This is a genomic window from Kribbella soli (genome assembly GCF_004331345.1).
Classification (GTDB): domain Bacteria; phylum Actinomycetota; class Actinomycetes; order Propionibacteriales; family Kribbellaceae; genus Kribbella; species Kribbella soli.
In genome coordinates, this window is sequence record NZ_SJJZ01000002.1 from 732,129 (window position 1) to 751,995 (window position 19,867).

The 19,867-nt window shown below is 68.0% G+C and carries 20 protein-coding genes; 3 read left to right on the plus strand and 17 right to left on the minus strand.

The genetic code is table 11. The features are described from left to right. Nucleotides 1–34: 34 nt before the first annotated feature. On the minus strand, nucleotides 35–1,966 hold the full coding sequence (locus E0H45_RS17725; protein WP_238155069.1) for a heparinase II/III domain-containing protein: 1,932 nt from the start codon (nucleotides 1,964–1,966) through the stop codon (nucleotides 35–37). Nucleotides 1,967–2,152: 186 nt separating this feature from the next. After that, nucleotides 2,153–2,728: an HdeD family acid-resistance protein gene (locus E0H45_RS17730; RefSeq protein ID WP_131338604.1), complete on the minus strand. Its 576-nt coding sequence runs from the start codon at nucleotides 2,726–2,728 to the stop codon at nucleotides 2,153–2,155. A gap of 178 nt (nucleotides 2,729–2,906) precedes the next feature. Between E0H45_RS17730 and E0H45_RS17735 the strand changes: the two genes are divergently transcribed. Further along, a complete protein-coding gene (locus E0H45_RS17735; RefSeq protein ID WP_131338605.1) occupies nucleotides 2,907–3,287 on the plus strand; it encodes an SHOCT domain-containing protein in 381 nt (126 codons plus the stop codon). A 192-nt stretch (nucleotides 3,288–3,479) separates the two neighbouring features. Here the strand turns inward: E0H45_RS17735 and E0H45_RS17740 are convergent, their stop codons facing one another. Then, nucleotides 3,480–4,895 carry a DUF2252 domain-containing protein gene (locus tag E0H45_RS17740; RefSeq protein ID WP_238155070.1) on the minus strand — a complete coding sequence of 472 codons (1,416 nt, stop codon included), beginning with the start codon at nucleotides 4,893–4,895 and terminating at the stop codon, nucleotides 3,480–3,482. 228 nt (nucleotides 4,896–5,123) lie between these two features. On the opposite strand from E0H45_RS17740, the gene E0H45_RS17745 reads away from it, so the two are divergent. Beyond that, nucleotides 5,124–5,675 carry a potassium channel family protein gene (locus E0H45_RS17745; RefSeq protein ID WP_131338607.1) on the plus strand — a complete coding sequence of 184 codons (552 nt, stop codon included), beginning with the start codon at nucleotides 5,124–5,126 and terminating at the stop codon, nucleotides 5,673–5,675. Here E0H45_RS17745 and E0H45_RS17750 read toward each other — a convergent pair. The 5 genes from E0H45_RS17750 to E0H45_RS17770 all read right to left on the minus strand — a co-directional run bounded on the left by E0H45_RS17750 (nucleotide 5,656) and on the right by E0H45_RS17770 (nucleotide 8,628). Further along, nucleotides 5,656–7,236, minus strand: coding sequence for an MFS transporter (locus E0H45_RS17750; RefSeq protein WP_131338608.1), 1,581 nt, complete (start codon nucleotides 7,234–7,236; stop codon nucleotides 5,656–5,658). The two genes, E0H45_RS17745 and E0H45_RS17750, sit on opposite strands and share 20 nt — an antisense overlap. A gap of 9 nt (nucleotides 7,237–7,245) precedes the next feature. Beyond that, nucleotides 7,246–7,575: an SHOCT domain-containing protein gene (locus E0H45_RS17755; RefSeq protein WP_131338610.1), complete on the minus strand. Its 330-nt coding sequence runs from the start codon at nucleotides 7,573–7,575 to the stop codon at nucleotides 7,246–7,248. Between the two features lies 1 nt (nucleotide 7,576). Further along, nucleotides 7,577–8,032, minus strand: coding sequence for a DUF6325 family protein (locus tag E0H45_RS17760; RefSeq protein ID WP_131338611.1), 456 nt, complete (start codon nucleotides 8,030–8,032; stop codon nucleotides 7,577–7,579). A gap of 100 nt (nucleotides 8,033–8,132) precedes the next feature. After that, a complete protein-coding gene (locus E0H45_RS17765) occupies nucleotides 8,133–8,375 on the minus strand; it encodes a hypothetical protein (RefSeq protein ID WP_131338613.1) in 243 nt (80 codons plus the stop codon). Next, nucleotides 8,362–8,628, minus strand: a complete 267-nt coding sequence (locus tag E0H45_RS17770; protein ID WP_131338615.1) for a hypothetical protein — start codon at nucleotides 8,626–8,628, stop codon at nucleotides 8,362–8,364. The genes E0H45_RS17765 and E0H45_RS17770 overlap by 14 nt, the downstream gene beginning before the upstream one ends. Before the next feature lie 406 nt (nucleotides 8,629–9,034). On the opposite strand from E0H45_RS17770, the gene E0H45_RS17775 reads away from it, so the two are divergent. Then, nucleotides 9,035–11,482 (plus strand): helix-turn-helix transcriptional regulator, encoded by a 2,448-nt coding sequence (locus tag E0H45_RS17775; RefSeq protein ID WP_131338617.1) that lies wholly within the window; start codon nucleotides 9,035–9,037, stop codon nucleotides 11,480–11,482. On the opposite strand, the gene E0H45_RS17780 is transcribed toward E0H45_RS17775, so the two are convergent. The 9 genes from E0H45_RS17780 to E0H45_RS17820 all read right to left on the minus strand — a co-directional run bounded on the left by E0H45_RS17780 (nucleotide 11,479) and on the right by E0H45_RS17820 (nucleotide 19,736). After that, nucleotides 11,479–11,979, minus strand: coding sequence for a DUF7144 family membrane protein (locus E0H45_RS17780; RefSeq protein ID WP_202872374.1), 501 nt, complete (start codon nucleotides 11,977–11,979; stop codon nucleotides 11,479–11,481). The genes E0H45_RS17775 and E0H45_RS17780 overlap by 4 nt on opposite strands. A gap of 2 nt (nucleotides 11,980–11,981) precedes the next feature. After that, nucleotides 11,982–12,458, minus strand: coding sequence for an RDD family protein (locus E0H45_RS17785; RefSeq protein ID WP_202872375.1), 477 nt, complete (start codon nucleotides 12,456–12,458; stop codon nucleotides 11,982–11,984). A gap of 14 nt (nucleotides 12,459–12,472) precedes the next feature. Next, nucleotides 12,473–13,039 (minus strand): hypothetical protein, encoded by a 567-nt coding sequence (locus tag E0H45_RS17790; protein ID WP_131338621.1) that lies wholly within the window; start codon nucleotides 13,037–13,039, stop codon nucleotides 12,473–12,475. A gap of 24 nt (nucleotides 13,040–13,063) precedes the next feature. Then, nucleotides 13,064–13,921: a YhjD/YihY/BrkB family envelope integrity protein gene (locus E0H45_RS17795; protein ID WP_131338623.1), complete on the minus strand. Its 858-nt coding sequence runs from the start codon at nucleotides 13,919–13,921 to the stop codon at nucleotides 13,064–13,066. Nucleotides 13,922–13,938: 17 nt separating this feature from the next. After that, nucleotides 13,939–15,027 (minus strand): hypothetical protein, encoded by a 1,089-nt coding sequence (locus E0H45_RS17800; protein WP_131338625.1) that lies wholly within the window; start codon nucleotides 15,025–15,027, stop codon nucleotides 13,939–13,941. Nucleotide 15,028: 1 nt separating this feature from the next. Then, nucleotides 15,029–16,624 carry a phospholipase D family protein gene (locus E0H45_RS17805; RefSeq protein ID WP_131338627.1) on the minus strand — a complete coding sequence of 532 codons (1,596 nt, stop codon included), beginning with the start codon at nucleotides 16,622–16,624 and terminating at the stop codon, nucleotides 15,029–15,031. Between the two features lie 43 nt (nucleotides 16,625–16,667). Then, nucleotides 16,668–18,695, minus strand: a complete 2,028-nt coding sequence (locus tag E0H45_RS17810; protein ID WP_131338629.1) for an alkaline phosphatase family protein — start codon at nucleotides 18,693–18,695, stop codon at nucleotides 16,668–16,670. 12 nt (nucleotides 18,696–18,707) lie between these two features. Beyond that, entirely contained in the window at nucleotides 18,708–19,118 is a 411-nt protein-coding gene (locus tag E0H45_RS17815) for a DUF7144 family membrane protein (protein ID WP_202872376.1), read from the minus strand. 99 nt (nucleotides 19,119–19,217) lie between these two features. Next, a complete protein-coding gene (locus E0H45_RS17820) occupies nucleotides 19,218–19,736 on the minus strand; it encodes a hypothetical protein (protein WP_131338631.1) in 519 nt (172 codons plus the stop codon). Nucleotides 19,737–19,867 lie beyond the last annotated feature (131 nt).

The following is a 19,867-nucleotide window of genomic DNA, read 5'->3' on the forward strand; positions in this document are numbered from 1 at the left end:
GGCGCTACCGACAGCGCCGGGACGACGTGACTTCCTATCCAGCGCGGTAGAGCGAGCCGCCGCCGGAGATGGCGATCGCTGTTCGTTTGCCTCCTACGTTGAGGTAGACGATGAACGTCGTACCGGACTGCCGCACGCTGTAGGTGACCGTGCCCGAGGCACGCACGGGGACCACGAAGGACAGGATCGAGGCCGTCTTGCCGGAGCGGGCCAGCATCAGCGTCGGAGCAGACTTGCGAACGAAGCTGCTCGGGTACTGCCAGCCCTGGATCGGGTTGGTCTGTGCCTGCTTGATCAGGATCGCGCCGGCCGGCAGCGCCTGCTTGAACGGCACCTGGAACACGATCGTCTTCGTCGCGTCTCCTGGTGCCATCGCGACCGCGGTGGTCCGGGAGTACACGCTCGCCCGCTGGTCCGACGGCAGGTGCCACAGTGTCTGGAACGCCTGGGCGGTCTTCGCCGACGCGCGATCCCACACCACGAGCAGATCCGGGTCCTTCAGCGCCAGGACCGAGCGGAGACGACTGATCCCGCTCCCTGGTGCGTCAGCGAACAGGTACGACTCCGCGTTCGACCTCACCGACGACGCGGTCAGCCGAGTCACCGGATTCAGGTACGTCGACATCGGCGTCGTCATCACACTGTGCGCGCTCGGACCGACGGACCACGTGCGATAGGCGCCGGCGTTGTACGCCGCGTACCCGCCGTCGACCACGATGTCCCGGCCGCGTGCCGTGTAGGTGATGCTGGTGTGGTCGAAGTTCCCGTGGAACGCCCGCCCCGGACCGTACCTGATGCTGTACGCCGACTCACCGGCGAAGCCTCTGGTGGGATCAGTTCCCCACCCGGTGCGGCCGAACACGTAACCGGCCGAGTAGATCCCGACCCGCCACAATGGCGCCGTACCTTTGGTTCCCAGCGATCCGGCGTACTCCATGGGCGTCCCCGGCCAGGGGTACATCGGCCGGAGCTCGGTGTCACCGATCTGCGGCAGCATGCCCATCGAGTTCGTGGCCAACGCCAGGAACTTCCCCAGCAGCGCACGCCGCGTCACCATCGTCGTCCCCGCGCTGTACCCGCCGTTCTGCAGCACGGCGATCGCGCGACCCCAGAGCGTGTAGTTGAAGGATGCGTAGCCGGTGGACTGTTCGTTGGTCGCCCCCTGCGCATCGATCGACGTGGTGATACCTGCCCCGAGTCGCTGCACGGCCAGGTTCTTGTAGTCGCTGCGGTTCAGCGTTACCCCCACGCCGAACAAGGCGATGCTCTCGTCGGTGCCATGGTTCCAAGCGCCGCTCCAGTTGTAGGTGAGGAACCGCGCATGGCTCAGCAGCGCTGAGTCCACCCACGCATACCGGATCGGAAGCGCCGTGACCTTCAGCCCGGACATGATTGCCTGCCGCAAGCAGATCAGCACGTTGGTGCGGTGCATCGTGGACTCCCACGCCCCGATGTTGCCCTTCCACGAGTACGGGTTGTCGCGGTACCAGTCGTACGCGATCGTGTTCACCCGCGTCATCGCGACCAGATCACCCTTGCCCGCGGCAACGATCCCCTGTCCGAGCCAGCGCAGCGAGTGGAACCACATGTACCAACTGGCGTTCTTGTACGGATTCGACGCCCAGTTGATGTTGCCGCGACCGGTGCCGACCTTGACCCACGGGTACGGCCCCCACGCGAACCTGTCGCTGTACAGGTTCGCCAACGGGTTCGTCTTCTCGATCCCGCTGAACCCCGGACACGCGTAGGACGGCGCCGCGAGCGACTGGACCTGGCTCTGCCCGATGTCCGTCGCCGGCGGTGCCGTCGGTGGTACGACGTTGCTCGCACCTGGCACGAACTGTGCCTCGTCCGGACTGTCCGGCGCCGGTACGATCGTGATACCGGGCGGATCTGCCGCGGGTGCGCGATTCACCCCCGCCGACGTTCCGGCCCCGGCAACCAGTACGGCAATCCCCACAGCCACACCGGCAGTTCTCCTGAATCTCATCGATCTGTCCCCCCTCGTCTGCACCGCTGGATCGCAGCGGTGCTTGGAGGGTGCGCTCGATGGCGCGCGCTGCCCAGGGACGAAGGTCCCGTTCTGGACAGGACCAGTTACCCCTCCGGTCGTCGGTTCCTCACAGACCGTGACCGAAGTCGACGGGCTGTGTCACCAAGGGGATGCATCAGGAGTAGCCGCCGGCGCCGGCGGCCAGGCGTGTTGGCGGCGTGACGTGAGACCCGCCACGACCAGGACCACGCCCCAGCACAGCGCCATCAGGCCGAGCCAGACCGCGATCCCAACGGCGCCGCGGCCGGGGTTGGCGACGAAGAACACGCCCAGGAGGATCGACAGCCCGGCACCCACGAGGAGCATCCAGCGGGGTGTCAGCCGGTAACTGCTGAAGGCCGTGAAGACTTCGACCACACCACGGCCGATGAGCCAGATGCCGACGATCCAGGTCAGGGTCTGGGCCGTCACGCCTGGGCTGAAGATCGCGAAGAACGCCACGATCACCGCGATGACGCCGAGCGTCGCAGGCCCCAGCCGGTTCCCCTGCGACGTGGACCGCATCGCCTGTACCAGCAAGCTGATGCCTTCTGCCAGCGCCCAGAACCCCCACAGCAGCATCAACCCGATCGCCGTCTCGGTCGGCCAGGCGATCGCCAGGATCCCGAACACGATGCCGACGGCTCCGCGGACCACCATCATCTTCCAGCTCGACGTGAACAGTTCCCGATCCATCTCCCGACCTCCCCGGCCTCCGCACACCACAGCCTGCGCGCAGCACAGACTGCGCGATCAGCCTCATGATTCTCCGGATCGGGACGCTGAAGATCATCCCGCAGAGGTGAGGACGCTCCGCTCACGAGACGCCAGGGTTGACCAGAGGCGTTTTCGCGCTCGCAGAAAGGATGCTGCAATGAGTTTCTGGGACGTTGTGTGGTTCATCATCATCAGCTTTGCGTTCGTCGCCTACCTGATGATGCTGTTCTCGATCGTGGGGGACCTGTTCCGCGACTCCGAAACCTCCGGGTTCGTCAAAGCCATCTGGCTTGTCGCCCTTCTCTTCCTGCCCCTGCTCACGGCGCTGGTCTATGTCATCGCCCGCGGCAAAGGTATGGCAGAGCGGACGATGACCAGCCGAGCCGCTGCGCAGAAACAGCAGGAGGACTACATCAAGCAGGTCGCGAGCTCGGCCAGTCCGACCGACCAGATCGCCCAGGCCAGTGCGCTGCTCGACAAGGGCAGCATCTCGCAGTCGGAGTTCGACACGCTGAAGGCGAAGGCGCTGGCGGTCTGACCTTGTCATCGACAGCGGAGGAGGCCCCACGACGAGTGAGCCGACGACGAGGTACGACGCCTTCGCGAGCAGGTCGCCCGGCTTGAGACCGAGGTGGCCGGCAAGCAGCAACCGCCAGACGACCCGCGAGCCGGCGGGTCGTCTGGCGGACGACGCTGTCCGCCGTACGAACGCGCGCCGGCCTGACCGCGGCTACAGCCCGCTTTCGGCCTCCAGGCGGCCGCTCTTGATGGCATCCAGGAACATCTGGTAATCGCGTTCGTTCTGGTCGGCGTACGCCTCGGCGTACTCGACCATCGCCTCCGGGAACGCGTCATCGCTGTTGAGGTACGTCGTCAGAGCGATGCGGTCGCCGGATCGGGCATGCGCCCGGGCCAGCGTCCAGCCGCACAGCTGGCCGTACATCGTCATGCCGGACGGGTCCATCTTCTCCACTGCGGCCGAACCCTTCATGTCCCGCAACTGCCGGACGTAGAAGTCGCGGATCTGTCCGTCGATCCCTTCGACCCGCTGCCAGCCGAGGAAGATGTCACTGGTCGCCTGCATCAGCCGTTGCCCCAGCACCACCCGCTCCCCCTCGTTGCGGAGTGCCGATCGCTGCCGGAACGGCACGGGGACCTTCGTCTTGAGCACCGACGGACCAGCCTCCTTGACCTGCAGGAAGAGTGGATCACCGTCGTCGCGGCCGCGCAGCAGCACGATCCAGCACCGCGTGTCGACGCTGCCCACTCCGACCACCTTGCGGGCCAGATCGACGAACTCGAACTGGTCGAGCAGCGTCCGCAGCTCGTGCGGGAGCGACCGGCGGTACTGGTCCAGCAAGGCCTTGATCCCGGTCTCGAGCGCTTGCCGGCCGGCATCGGGCAGGAGCTCGGTGATCGGAACGAGCGACGGCGGATCGGCCTTGAACCGGACGCCGTCGTCGGTCATCTCGCAGAGCTTGGTGAAGGCTTTGAGGCTTCCGCCGGCGCGTGCCTTCAGCAAGGTCTGATCGACGTTCTTGCGGCGGCTCGAGGTCGGCTTGTTGCGCAGGGTCTGCTCGACCTCGTCGATGTCGGCGCGGGCATACCAGACGTCCAGAGCCCGCATGGTCCCGAACTCGGCGCTGGCGTCGCGATAGCGTCGTACGGTCTCCAGAACGGCCTTGCCACGATGTTTCCGGGAGAAGCCGTTGTCCCGGCCGGCGACCGCGATGCTCGCGGCGAGACGTTTGACGTCCCACTCCCACGGACCGGCGATGGTCTCGTCGAAGTCGTTGATGTCGAAGAGCAGCCGCCGTTCGGGCGATCCGAAGACTCCGAAGTTCGACAGGTGGGCGTCACCGCACAGCTGCGCTCTGAGGCCGGACACGGGCGCCGCGGCCAGGTCGGTTGCCATCCCGAGGGCGTTGCCCCGGAAGAAGGCGAAGGGCGACACCATCATCCGGCCGTGCCGCACCGGGACGAGTTCGGGAATGCGGGACCGGGCCTGCGCCTCGAGCAGTGCGACCGGATCCGGACGGTCCGAGGACAGCACCAGTTCCGCCTGCTCGCGCGGTGGCAGCACCACCCGCGCGGCGAGCCCCAGGCGGGCCCGGTCTGCCGGCGCGAGCCGGCGGACAGCGGACACCGATCCACCGTTGGCGCGACCTGATCCCGTGGTGGGTGCGGCTCGTCCCGGTGTGGGTGAGGCTGTCGGAGTCACCATCGCGTTCCGTGCAATCATGTTGCTCTTCCCCCTCCGGCCCGTGAGCGAGTCGCGTGATCTGGCGCTGATCCGCGAGAGTTCCACCCAACACCTGCGGCGAGCCGGCCAGCATCACCCCGGCCGGATGAACCAACCGCGCGGTGTCCGCGCTTGACTGAAGCTGTGCAAACCGCCGAGATCGACTATCACCAGCTCCCCAAGCAGACCCGGCGCCGCCTCGCCACGATGTCGCTGCTGCGTTCCCTGTTCGTGTCCGTGGTGATCGTGGTCGGCTATTTCCTCCTGCCCATGCGCCTCGACGGCGGTGTCGCCATAGCGGCTCTGGGCGGCGGGCTTGCCGTCGTGGGGCTCCTGCTGGCACGGCAGATCCTCGACATCTCCCGCTCCCCCTACCCCCGGATCAGGGCGATCGGCGCGCTGGCGACGTCGGTGCCCTTGTTCCTCACGGTCTTCAGTACGTCGTACTTCCTGATGGCGCGTGCGCAGCCGGCGAACTTCTCCGAGCAGTTGAGCCGGCTCGATGCGGCGTACTTCACGGTGACCGTCTTCGCGACCGTCGGCTTCGGCGACATCACGGCCGAGTCAGCGGCAGCCCGCGCGGTCGTCACGGTGCAGATGCTCGGGGATCTCGTCATGGTCGGCCTGGTCGCCCGTACGCTCGTCGGCGCCGTCCAGCACAACCTCAGTCATCGGGGGGAGTGAGCGGCGAGTCCTTCAGGCGCATCATCCGGAAGGAGTTCACCAGTCCGAGCAGACCGGCGAGAATCGGAATGCCCAGGGCCACTTGCAAGGCGAGCGGTCTGGCGTCCGTGTTGATCCGGATGATCTCGTCCTGAACGTCCTGCGGTTGCTTGGCGAGCACCTTCTCGAGCTCGGTGTTGGTCATCACTTCCGCATCGTGTTCCAGCGCCGTGGCGACCTGTTCCTTCTCGGCCGGTGCAAGGACGGTGCTGGCCTCCGCCCGGTTGGTGAAGGTGAGGGACAGCGTTGCCAGCATGATCGCCCCGGCGAAGGCAAGCCCGAAGGAGAGTCCGAACGAGCCTGCCGCCGAGTTGACGCCGGCTGCCTCGCTGACACGTTCCTCGGAGATCGGTCCCAGCGTGTAGTTGTTCAGTTGCGATACCAGCAGACCCAGGCCGACTCCCGCGACGATCAGGGGCGCGACCAGAGGCCAGCCCGAGTCCGCCCGAGGAACGATCGGGATCAGCACCACCAGGCCGACGGTCAACAGTGTGAATCCCAACCTGACGATGCTGCTCGGGCGTCGCCCCGCAGCCTTCTTCTCGGCGAGGATCGCCGCGCCGAACATGCTCAGCGAGAGCGGCGCGAGGGTGAGGCCTGCCTCCATCGCGTTGTACTCGAGAACCATCTGCAGATAGATCGGCAGGGCGATCATGCTGCCGCCGAGCGCGATCTGCTGAAGCATCTGCTGGGAGATACCGAGCCGGTAGACAGCGGAACTGAACAAGACCGGGTCGATGAGGGTCGGCTCCCCCCGGCGCTTGCGCCGCACCAGCCAGTAGCCGAACGAGCCGAGAGCAATGAGGCCGATGGCCACGATCAGGCCGACGTACTCGCCGCCTTCCTGCCAGACCAGGATGCCCGACACGATACCGCCCATGCCCAGTACCGACAGGACGGCGCCGCCCACATCCACGCGCCGGGATCCCGTGTACGGCACGTCGTGGACCATGCCTTGACCTGCGACCACGACCGCGATCACCGCGACCTCGAGCAGGAACCCGACCCGCCAGGACAGGTACGTGGTGATAAAGCCTCCGAGCAGCGGCCCGACCGCGGCAGCCATCGCAGCAGCCGCCCCGACCATGGCGTACGCCTTCGTCTGCTCCACACCTTCGAAGTTGCCGTGGATCAGCGACTGCATCGCCGGCAGCAGGAGCGATGCCCCGATGCCACCCACCAACGCCCAGAAGACGATGATCGCGGTCAGGCTCTGCGCCAGTGCCATCGCGGTCGCTCCGACCGCGTAGCCGAGCAGCCCCAGCAGGTACGCGCGTTTGCGCCCGATGAGGTCGCCGACCTTGCTTCCGATCAGGATGAACGCCGCGGACACCAGCGCCTCGAGCGCGATCGCGGACTGCACGCCGCTCACCGTCGTGTCGAGATCACGGACCACCGAGGAGATCGAGACGTTCATCAGCGAGGTGTCCACGACGAGCACGAACATCGCCATCGCCAGCAGCAGGGCAAGCCGCGGGTTGGCCTTCGTACCAGCAGGAACCCCGCCCGTGTCCTCGGTCATGGCGGCCCCTCAGCCTGCGAGGATCTTGGCTTTCTGTGCCTGGAACTCGGCGTCGGTGAGAACCCCCGACTGCTTCAGTTCGCCCAGGCTCTTGAGCTGCTCCAAGCGGTCGGAGGTGGCCGATGCCGGCGGCGCAGCCTGCGGAGTAGCCGGCGGCGCAGCCTGCGGCGTATCCTGCGGCGCGGTTTGCTCCGCGTAGGCCTGGTCGCGTTTGGCTGCTGTCTCAGCGTCGCGCTGGGCGAACTTGGCGTCCTGCCGCCGCTGTATCCGGCCGTGGACAGCGGACGCGGTGCCCGCGACGGCGGCGGTTCTTGCTAGTCCTCGCAACAGTCCCGGCATCTCAGGCTCCTTGTGTCGTCGCTTCCAGGGAATCCAGGGCGTCGAGCACTTCCATCACGTCCTGGGCCGGGATCCGCCCGCCGGCGATCATCGTGCCGCCGGACTCGAGAGCCGCGGCAACGAAAGGAATCGCCCAGGTGTTCTCGTAGACGATCAGCGCCGCCAGCGTCCCTGGCTGCATCGCGCCGGCCACCTCGAGCAGGTCGTCCTCGGCCAGGATCCCGGAGCGGGCGCCGTCCAGGTCCCTGAAGCCGCCGGCCTGATCTGACGCTTCGGCGAGGTCCACCGAGTACACGGAGCCGTCGGCATCCTTGCCGACGACCATGACGTCGTACACGTGGACGATGCCGCGCTCCACGAGAGTGACGAGTTCCTCGGCCGCTCGACCGGTCAGCCGGTTGCCGGTGAACTCAATGAGTACGTAGTCGATGGGCCCATGAACGTCTGCCTCTGGCATGACTCTCCACCCCTCAGCCAAGGTCTTGCCGACCGTGCGTCCTGTTCGTCGCCACACTGCCGCGGGCCGCCGGCGGCGTCATCACCCGCTCGGGATGAGCTCAGGCCGGCCCGCTCGCGGAGACCAGGCCGGCTGCCGGTGTGACCTGCCGGATACTCAGGATCATCAGACCCCCGGCCTGGAGCCTCGCGACCAGACCGGCGATTCCCTGGTCGTCGCGGACCCGCACCCGAAAGACTCCGGACATCTGGTGACAAGCCGGCGAGTCCGCGCAGAAGGCCAGAACGGCCGGCATCAGCTCCCCCTGGACGACAACCTGGTACGACGGCTCACGCTGTTCCATCGTGTCCCCCGTCCGGATCGATCTCGACCCACTCCGCGGATGCCGAGCCGGGGTCGAGGATCCGGCGAACCTCGACGACCTCGATGCCCAGGGCCCGCAGTCTTGCCAGCAGACCGTAGAGTGCCGACTGGTCCGGGATGCTGTAGACGACGGTGTTCACCTGGTCGACCGCCAGCGTGACCGCGCCCATGTCCCGGAGATCTTGTTCGGGTACGGCGCCCGCCACACGGATCTCGTACGTCGCGTCGACCATCGAACCCACTCCGTTCCCGACCGTGTGCGTTCGACGCTCGCAAAGGTCGGGAGCCGCGGCGTCATCCCTGCGGGGTGAACTCCCGGGCCGGTCCGCAAACCGAAATCACAACGTCTCGAATTGTTCGGCAACCGGACGGAAAACGCTGGTTTTACAGACATTTTCGTGATGTCTTCGAAGAGTGCGACTCGCCGCGTCCGGCCCCTGCGTTGAGTGATGCCGCACATCGCTAGGAGGGGACATGCCGGGCGATCAGAACACAAGGGTGGGCGACGGGCGCAGTACTTCACCGGATGCGCCGTTCGAAGGTCGGGGGACCTCAGCGGCCAGGACTTCGACGGTCCCATCCGGGACGGTACCGCGGCCGCGGCTTGTCGATCGCTTGAACCTAGGGGTTCAGCGACCGTTGACGCTGATCAGTGCGCCCGCCGGTTTCGGAAAGACGCTACTGGTGGACTCGTGGGCGGAGCTCTACGCAGGGCCGGCCGTGGTCACGCGGGCCGTCTTGGAGGTCGGCGGCGAACAGCCCGCGGCCATGGTGGAGGCGCTGCGCGACAACCTGCGCGGCGACGATCGCGACGTGCTGATCCTCGTGGTGGACTGCGGCGACCTCACGATCACACCGGAGTTGGGGCGGAGCCTCGATCGCCTCATCCGCGGCAACGCGGGACGCGTCCGGGCGGTCCTGGTGACGCGGTCCGACCCGTCGCTGCCCCTGCACCTCTACCGGTTGGCGGGCACCGTTGCCGAGATCCGGGCGGCTGACCTGGCCTTCACGACGGACGAGACAGCGGAGCTGATGCGCCGGCACAAGGTCGAACTGACCGACTCGGAGGTCGCCGAACTACTGGCCCGGACCGACGGCTGGCCCGCCGGCCTGATGTTCGCGGCCATGAACCTCGCCGGGAAGGCCGACGCGGCCCAGGGCATCCGCGAGTTCCGCGGCGACGCCGGGAACATCTCGGCGTACCTGATGACGGAGGTTCTCGACGCGCAGCCCCGGGAGTTGCGTGAGTTCCTGCTCCGGACCTGCATCGTCGACGAGGTCAGGCCGGCGCTGGCCGCGGCTTTGACCGGGCGCGCCTGTGATCTTCGGTCACTGCAGTTCATCTCCCACGGCAACTCGTTCATCCGGCCTGTTCCGGGGACCGCGGACTGCTACACCTACCAGCCTCTGTTCCGCGAGTTTCTTCGCGCTTACCTGCGGTTCGAGATGCCGGATGCAGCTCGTGCCCTGCACGTCGCCGCCGCTACCTGGTTTGCCGAGAACGGTCGGCCGCTCACAGCGATCCGCCACGCCGTCGCGGCCGGTGACTGGCAGCACGCAGCCCGGTACCTGGTGGAGGATCTTGACGTTGCCGGTCTCCTCGTCGGGCGCCGGCGCCGCCGGCTGACACCGCTGTTCGCCGGCTTCCCCGATGAGCTGGACGGTTCCGAGGCCGGGGTCGTCCGGGCCGCCCGAGCGCTGGCCGCGTTCGACGTCGATCGCTGTACGGCGGAACTCGGCAAGGCCAGGGCGTGCCTCGACCAGCAGGCATCCGGCCGAAGCCAGGTGGTCGAGCCGGCCATCAGCGTGCTGCAAGGGGCCTGCGCGAGCCTCGGGAGGGATTCGGGGATCGCACTGGGCGTCGTCCTGAACGCGGAGGCCAGGCTGCGAGCGACATCGCCGGAATCAGCTGTCGCGCGGCCGGAATCGAGGCTGCTGGTCGCCGCCTGCAAGGGTCGGGTACTGCTCGAGCGCGGAGACTTCCCAGCAGCCCAGGCGGCCTTGAGCGAAGCTATCGCGATCGCGGAGGACGCCGGAGCCCAGGAGGCTCTGGGCCACCTCTTCGGCATGGCCGCGCTGGTGGAGGCGGTCTGGGGACATCTGCGACGAGCCGGGGAGCTCGTCGCGTACGCGACCGAGCTGGTCGAGTCCGGTTCACAACCGGCCATGCCTCAGTCAGTGATCGTGGCCGAGGCCTGGCTACGTACCGAACAGGGCGATCTGCCCGCTGCCGAAGCCATGGTGCAGCGCGCCGCAGAGGCCGCACCGACCCACAACACGCGAGTGCTCGCTGCCGCACTCGCTCTGGTTCGCGCCCGGCTGCTGCGGGCCGGTGGTGACCTCGATCTGGCCGCCGCGGAACTGCGGGCCGCGAGCTACAGCTACGGCGCACAGGGCTGGCTCGGCCAGGCCCTGATCGTCGACGAGGCGAAGCTGCTCGTCGCACAGCACCAGCCGCAGGAGGCCATCTCGGTGATCAAGCACTCCCAGGGGCGTGACCAAGTCGGATCGCTCCTGGTTCTGCAGCGAGCAGCTGCCGAGGCCGGCGAGCGGCAGCCCGCTCAATCACCGCGCATCACAGATCGCGCCGCCGCACTCGAAACTCAGGTGGACAGCTGGCTGATCCAAGCCGACGTGTCGATCAGAACCGGGGACACCGGACGCAGCGGGCTCTGCCTGGAACGCGCCCTCAGGCTGGCCGCCCCCGAGCATCTCCGCCGTCCGTTCGCCGAGGCGCCACCGTCGCTGGGAAGGCTGCTCGAGTCGACCGGTGACCTGGTCAGACGGCATCCGTGGCTCCGCGCGGAGAGTGTTCTTCGACGCGACCGCACCGCGGCCGGTCGCAGGCCGGCGCCGCGGCCCGAGGTGATCGTCACCATGTCGTTGACCAGCAAAGAGCATGAGGTGCTCGAATACCTCGCGGAGCTGCTGACCACCGAAGAGATCGCCGCCACCATGTACGTCTCCGTCAACACGGTCCGGAGCCACGTCCGAAGCATCCTCCGCAAGCTGAGCGCATCCCGCCGGAACGAGGCCGTCCGGCGAGCATGGGAGTTGGGTCTGCTGCCCGCGCGTCCGGAGGCCTAGTCTCCCCGGTACGGACTCCCTCCGGTGCCCGGTGGCCGCACCTCGCGACCGTGGAACGTCAACGCCCAGATCACCAGGACGTCCACGGCGACCATGATCGTGGTCCACCCCGGATACGCGGCGAGGAACGCGATGTTCACCAGGATGCTCACGACGGCAAGGATCACGCCGACGATCCGGGCCCACACCTGACCGAGGAGGACACAGAATCCGGCCACGAAGACGACGGTGCCGACCAACAGGTGCCCCCACCCCCAGGCGGTGTAGTCGAGGTGAATCGCGAGACGGTCGTTCTGGACGTAGAAGTCGTCGTTGACCAGGGCGACGAATCCCTGGAAGACGTGAAAGGCTCCGAGAACGATCATCATCACGCCCGCGAAGATGATCGGGCCGACCCAGCCCCGTCGCTCCAGCCCAGGCAGTCGTACGCCGCTCTCCTCCGGTGGCTGCGGTGCCTGATGCCTCGGCGTCTGGGCGCCCTGCTCGGTGTCGGCCATGGTCAACTCCTCATCGTGGTTGCCCGGGGTCGCCAGTCGTAGATGACCGACGTACGCAGGACGAGGTCCTGCACGGAGTTGTGCTGCCGGCCACCGGCACACAACAGCAGCCCGAGCGGGAACAAGGCACAGAAGACGGCACGCAGCAGTGCGACGTGCGGCCGCAGCAATCCCCCACGACCGCTGACCACCCGCAGGCCCATGACGTGACAGCCGTAGGTCCGTCCGGTGGCCGACCACGCGACCGCGAGGTAGACGACGAGAATCAGCAGCCCGGTCGTCACGCCCGGCACCGGCGATGCCTCACTGAACTGGAAACCCCGTGGATTGATCAAGAACCTCAGCCCGTTCACGGACAGGTAGCCGCCCAGCAGCACTGCTACCACCACGACCCCGTCGATGACACCGGCGATCGACCGGCTGACGAGACCCGCGCGTCGTCCCTGGTACGGCTGGGCTTCCCGCGGGACGATCGACACGGGTGCATCCGTTCTCATGGTTGCGCGGGTGCCGTCTCGGGTTCTGTCCGGCCACGTCGCAGCCGCAGGCGGGCCACCACCCGGCCGACGGCTTCATCGCCGGAGATGCCCTGCATGCGTACGCCGCGGACGGTGTCGGAGGCAACGGATCCGGTGGACTGCCGGATCATCTCGGCGAGATCGACCTCGGCGATGACCCCTTCGGCCATCTCGGCCATGTCGATCCGCTTCAGCACCTCTGCTGCCACCGCTGGAACCAGCCGGTCGAGCACGACCGACAGTTGACGCTCCAGCTCCTGGCGGCCTTGGCCACCGCGCCGGCCGACAGCCTCCAGCCAGGTGGCTGCCTGGTACCGCTCCGCCAGCACCGGAGGCCGCAAGATCACGACGGCGACGGGGCTGAGGACTCCCCCGACCCGGCGCCGGACCGGGGTGAGGGCTCCCCCTACCCGGCGTCCGACCGTCTGCGCGGCGGCCGCCGCCAGCATGGAAGCCCCGACTGCCGCGTCGAGCACGAGGATCGCGTCCCGGCTCGGCGACGGCACGTCAGGCGGGTTTTCGGACTGCTCTGAAGTACCCACGCAACCATGCTCCGTCCGGCTGCCCTAGGCCGCCTCATCCTTGGTGGGGGAAACCGTCCGACCCGGGTCTGGTTCAGTTCCGAGCCAGGACCGCACGCGACGGGCCAGCCACCCCTGACTGCGGTCGAACTCCGCGCCGATCACGGTCGCGATGACGACGATCAGCGCAACGGCCAGCAGCCAGCCGACCAGGGCCAGCGTGACACCGAACAGGCCGTACCGCTCGCTGTTCGTCTCCATCATCCGGGGCATGTAGACGGTGGATGCGACGCTGTAGGCAGCGCCGCACACGCTCGCCAGTACTCCAGAGGGCACCAGCCGTCGCCAGTGGACCCGGCCGTCGAGCAGCAGCCAAGGAACGCAGATCCACAGCAACACGCCGGTCAGGATCGAGACCGTGACGCTGAGCAGCCAGTCCATCGGCAGCGCGCGCAGCGCCGAGCGGGCCAGATACAGCAAGGCGATCTGCAACAGCAGCGCAGCCAGCCCGACGAACGTCATCAGCGAGCCACGCACGCCCGCGGCAGGCGGGAGCCGCCAGGCGTCCTGGTACAGCCGCTGCAGCCGGCGGGCGAGCGACACTGCGGAGAAGACCAGGATCACGACGCTCAGGACGCCGATACTCGATCCACCCGCGGGCCGCGCGAACACCTCCGTGACGGCCTCGGCCGCGTTGCCGGTCAGCTCGAACCTCTGGACGAGTCCCTTCGCGACGAGGTCACGGCGGTCCGCCGGAGCGAGCGTGGAGACCAGGAGCAGGAGGGGAATGAGCGCCGTCAGCGCCTGCGAGGCGATGACCATCGCCCGGTCGACGCCGCGCAGGGCCACGAAGGAACCAGCACACCGGCCCGGGAACGTCTGCTCCAGCCGTCGGGTGATCACCTTGAGCTCCTGGACAGTCAGCGTCCCGCTCCTGCCCGGTCGGCGCCGGCGGCGCGGTAGTCGGCGATCGGGCGGTATCGGTCATAGAGCGTCGCCAGAATGCTGAACAGGAAGATGAAGAAGAGCGCGTCCACCAGGTGGAGCTGACCCGGTCCCCGCGACAGCAGCACGTCGGCCAGGATCACGAGTACGACGTTCGTCGCGAAGACGACCCCGAACGACACTGCGGCGGAGTTCCACGAATAGCCGCGCTTCGACGCCCACAGGCCGATCGCGGCGTTGATCACCACGAAGACCGCGATCGCGAGGAACACCTGCAGGCTGCTCGCCTCGACCCCGGGCAGCACCTCCCCGAAGATGATGCTGATCAAGCCGATCAGGAAGGCCTTCTCCAGCGTCGTCGCGTCGAGGACCTTCCGGTGCGCGGCCTGGTACGCCGCACGCTCGGAGGCCTCGTCGATACCCTCCGGCAGCGGATCGGCGCGGAACCTCCAGGACCAGTCGGCGGGACTCAGTCGTGGACGGACGAAGAAGTACAGGACCGCGAGCAGCGCGAGCACCGCGACGACGAGCGTCGGGAGGAACCACGGGACGTCCCGGATCGTGTCGGTCAGGTCCAGCTGGGCGATGTGGATCCAGTACTCCTGCGGCAGCTTGACGAAGATCCAGATCGCAGCGGCGACGATCACCCAGAACTTGAAGGTGTACCGCAGTGGGTTCCGCCGGGTGCGAACCCCCTCGTAGGCGATGAAGAAGTACTCGAAGGTGTTCGGGAACAACAACAGCAGCAGCCGTACGCCGCTCAGCTCGAACGCGACCACACCGATCTGCCGGAAGAAGAACAGGAAGCGGCTGACCTTCACCGCGGCAGGATTGGTCCAGTTCCGCAGGCTCGCCAGGTAGGCGATGGACAGGTAGAAGACATCCATCGCCTTGTCGTAGCTCTGGTAGAACGGCGGGTCGTACCCGAACGTCTGGAAGATCGTTTGGTCGACCCCGTCGAGCAGGAGGCACGCGATGATCGCCGGCAACGGGAACAGCGGGATCAGCAGCGGCAGCGCGAACCGCGCGAGGACCACGCTCCAGAACACGACCTCGACACTCATGTCAGAACTCCCCGTTCCGGCGCATCCGGCGGGGTCGGCCGTCGGGGTCGTAAACCATCCGATACAGCGGTTCCGCCCAGAGGGCCTGGAAACGGCTGACCGGTTCCGTGTGGTGCGGGCGGATCTGCCCAGGTGGCCGCTCGCCTTTCCGGCCGTCGGCGTACCAGGCATCCAGATCCGCCGCAGTCTGTCGCCACAGCTCGAAGCCCGCCTGCGGGTCGAGCTTGGTCAGGCTTTGGGCGGGCATACCGAGATGCTCGGACCACACCTCCAGCCGGAGGTCGCGGGCCAGCCGGCGGGTGCCCTCGGCAACGAGCTCCCGGTCGTCGACGGTCGTGTCCAGGACGGCGCAGGTGAGCTCGCTGTCACAGGTCCAGGAACGCCGGTTGAAGTTGTCCGAGCCGCAGGTGAACCACACGTCGTCGACGATGCAGATCTTCGCGTGCACGTAGATCGGCGCCCCCGCGACGTTCTCGAGGTCGTAGATCCCGACGCGGTCCGGCGCGGTCCGCCGCAGCATCCGGACGGCGCGCAACTGCCCGAAGCGTGCCGGCGGCCCACTCACCGCACCATCGGCATCCGGGTACCGCGGTACGACGATGATCACGCGGAGCTCGGGCCATCGCTCGAGCGCATCGTGGATTCCCTGGGCGATCAGCTCGGACCACAGGTACTGGTCCTCCAGATAGATCAGCTTCCGCGCGTTACCGAACGCCTTCGTGTAGGCACGGGCGATGCTCCGCTCCCCCAGCGGCGCGAACGGATAGCCAGGATGTTTGTGGGCGTACGTCCGCAGCACCTGGACGGCATGCGGCCCGGCCGGCGGCGGATCGGGGAACGTCTCCGGCAGGGACTTCGGATGGCGCGGCATCCGGGCGAGCCGTTGCACGATCATCCGGTACGGCGTACGCCGGTCGAGCGGGTGTCCGTCGTCCCAGCGCTCGACGAAGGTACGGAGCAGATCGCCGACGACCGGCCCGCGGATCTCGAGCGCCGCATCGTGCCAGGGTGTTTGGTCGCCGTACCTGCGATCCATCGGCGCCTGCTGAGGATCACCGAGGTGCTCGGCGTCGTCGCGGCGCTGGTGGGACAGGTCGATACCGCCGACGAACGCGACATCCACCTCCGGCCGGCCCTTGTGGCGGACGACGAACAGCTTCTGGTGATGCGAGGCCAGCCGCCGTACCCGTTGGTCGAGCAACACCTCGGCGCCGGCTTCGTTGAGCTTCGTCCCGAGCCGCCGGTTCTCCCGCGCGTTGAACTGCAGGTGGTCCGAATGCGACCGCCACAGCAGTCCTCTCACCTCGATTCCCGATCGGGCGAGATCAGCGAGTACGGCACCGATCGTCGGGCCGTCGGGCAGTAGTTTCTCGTCCGCGTCGCCACGCCAGTCAGTGAAGTAGACCCGGTCGCCGGCGCGCAGCGCGCACAGCTCCTCGTACAGCCGGCGGAAGTACGTTGAGCCGTGGATCAGCGGCCGGACCAGGTTGCCGTCGACCCAGGATCCGTCCACGTCCCCCACCCGGTCGATGTCCGTGCCGGGATTGCCGCGCTCGTCCGGGCGGAGGAACCACTTCCCGGCAGTGTGGTCGATCATCGTGACCCCCTCGGTCGAGTGTTGCCGCCCACCGCTAGCAACTTCACACGTCCGCGGTGTCGCGGGAGATCCCGCTGCGCTGTCCGAGCTGTTCGAGATAGCCGACGAGCACGCGGTGAAGCTCGTCCGCGCCACGGATCTGCTGGTCCGGGATCACCAGATCGGGTGGGGCGAGCAGCAACGCCCGGTCCTGCCAGCCGCCGAGTCCACCGTGGCTACCGACCAGGCCCTCGAACGCGGAGACCTCGCCGGTGTCGTGGTCGACCGAGCTGTTGACGTACAGGTCAGGTGCCTCGGGCATCGAGACCGCTCTCAGCAGGTCTGCCGGGATCAACGGCCCGAACGGCGCCAGCGGGTCATCGCCGGTCACCTTCGAGTCGGACAGCCGGTGGACCCCCGACGGCCCGACCACCAGCGGCCCGTGCTCGGTACTCATCACCGCGATGAAGCCGACCCCGCCGTGGTTCGCCAGCCCGGGAATCAGGGCCGGCCAGCGATCGGTGATCTCCTCCATCGTCAGTCGGCGTTCCTCAGCGGCGTACACCAGACCGAGGTTGCCCGAGCCGAGGACGACCAGGTCCGAACCGGTGGTGACCGTCGGCGGCGCGGAGCGGCGCTGCGCTCGGACGGCCGCGCCGTGGGCAGCCCGTCCGGTGCTGGTGTCACCGCCCGACAGGTCGGCCAGGAGGCCGTTCACGCGGCCCCAGCCCTCGACCGGCTGCTCGACGGCTTCGACCTTTGCCGCGGTCAGCTGCGAGCAGACGGCCGCGAGATCGACGCCGTACCGATCGGCGAAGATCGCACCCTGGGACTGCCCGTGGTCGGAAAGGATGACCAGCCGGTACGGCCGCGGCGCTGCCTTGGCGACCGCCTCCAGGCACGCCAGCACGTGATCGAGCCGATCGAGCGCGGCCAGCGATTCCGGCCGCAAAGCACCGGCGTGATGGGCCACCTCGTCGTAGTCGACATAGTCGACGTAGACGACCCGGGTGCCACGGATCATCTCCTCGGCTACCAGGGCGGTGTTGAGATCTCGCAGTACGACGTTCGTCACCGCCCGCATGCCGGCGAAGAGCCAGCCACGGTGTCCCCGTGGGCGTACGTCGCGACGTCGTTGCCGCCGGGCCTCGAACCGCTCCCGGCCGATCTCCGCGATCGCCCCGAACAGGCTGCCCGCGAACCCGTCCGGCCTGGCGAGATACCAGGCAACCCGGCGACGCGTGTCGGCCGGACCACGGCGGAGCTCGACCTTGCTCATCGTCAGCACCGATCGCTCGGCGTCACCGCTGAAGAGGTTCGAGATACTCACCCCGCCGTCGGCCAGCAGACCGCGACCGTTGGTAGCGCGGCGCTCGATCTCGGCGGCGTCGGCGGCCCGGTTGGCCACCAGCACCCGTCCCAGGGCCCGGTCGTACCAACGGAAGGCGGGTACGCCGTCGATGCGGCCGTGCAGGATGCCCAACTGGCTGGCAGGTGTGGTGGGCGGTAGCACCGGAGTCCACTCCACCAGGCGATAGCCGCCATCGCGGATCCAACGCCCGACGGTGGGCAGCGTGGCGGCCAGGAGTTGCCAGCGCAGGACTGGGAACGGCACCCCGTCCAGCTGGACGAAGATGACGCCGGGAGCCTCGGGATCCTCGACCGAAATGCGCCGCCGCCTGGTCCGCCGTACGAGGGCCGCGGTGAAGGCTTCCGGCGTACCGGAGGTGCAGAGCCAGGCCACGATCGTCGTCGCAGCCGCAGCGATCCAGGCCGCGGCAAGCACGACCCAGAAGGAATCCGCCTCGACTCCCGGGATCAGCGAGAGCGCCACCGCAAGGATCACGGCCTGTCCGAGCACCGCCAGGAGCAGGACCGCGAGCCAACCGATCGCCGCACTCGCGGCGACCAGCAACGGACGGACCAGCGCACCGACCAGCAACGCCGCCGCGGCCGATGCGAGCAACTGCGAGAACGACGAGAACCGGAGGCCGGGCAGCACGGCCGCCGCGAGCGCCAGCGCCAGGACCGAGGTGACATAGGTGGCCGCGATCCGGCCGAGATCACCGGTACGGACCAGCGGCGTGGACACGGCTACCGGCCGTCAGTGACGCACCGCACGCGGACGTGTCAGCGCCCAGATGACCCACACGTCGAGAGCGATCAGCAGCAGCGACCAGAACGGCGCGTAGGGAATGAAGAAGAAGTTGTCGATCGCGCTCAGCACCACCAGGAACAGCGCGACCACTCCCGCCCAGGTCTGCCGGGCGAACAGACCGATACCGGTCGCGACGACGGCCAGACCCAGGATCAGGTGGATCCACCCCCAGGCGGTGATGTCCAGGTCGAAGGCGTAGCCCCGGACGAGCACGAAGTAGTCGTCGTTCAGGATCGCGGCGAACCCGGCGATCACATGGAACGCACCGATCATCAGCATCATCGTGGCGGCAAAGGCGACTCCGCTCATCGCCCAGCCCGAGTCAGCCTGCGACTCGAACGTGCGGTTGTCGGTCATCTGTGTGCACCCCTCCTGCTCGGTCCTCGACGGACGTCGAGTTGCACGTCGACAGTAGGACCGCATGGACCGGCTGCGCGTCACCCTTGGCGGACGACGTCAATGCGTCAACGCGGCCTTCAGCGCCACGATCACGAGGCCCAGGACAAGGTTGATGACGCCCGCGGCGACCATACGGCTGCTGGTGGCGCCCGCCTTGGCGGCGACGTACAGCGCCCAGCCCAACTGAGATCCGACCGCGACCCCGAGCGCCAGCCAGGCGGCGCCGGCGTCCGACAGCCCGAGAAACACACCGATGCCGACTGCCGCCGCGGGAGGTACGGCGGCCTGCACGATCGGCCAGTCCCGCCGCGCAGCGGTCCGGAACTCTCGCAGCGACAGAAGTGCTCCGGTTGATCGCTCTCCGACCAGGTGGGCGTACACATGCGACAGCCAGAACACCACACCGGTCGCGAGCAGGAGTGCGATCAACTGGCCAGGCTGCGGAGGTTCCTGCCCCGGGCCGGTTCCCGCAACGACCGACGCCGCCAGCAGAGACCCGTAGATCGCCCCGGCGTAGTCGGACGGCCCTCGCTCCGGGACCGTTCTGGCTGCGTCCACCGTCGGCCCGTCACTCATCCGGTCTCCTTCGCAGGGCCGCTCCAACACGGGGCAGCCTCTCGCATGGATCTGCCTGCCGCCTCACCCTGACCGGATGACCCAGGGCGCCGGCGGCGCGGATCATCCTGGGCGGGTGATGCTCCCCCGTG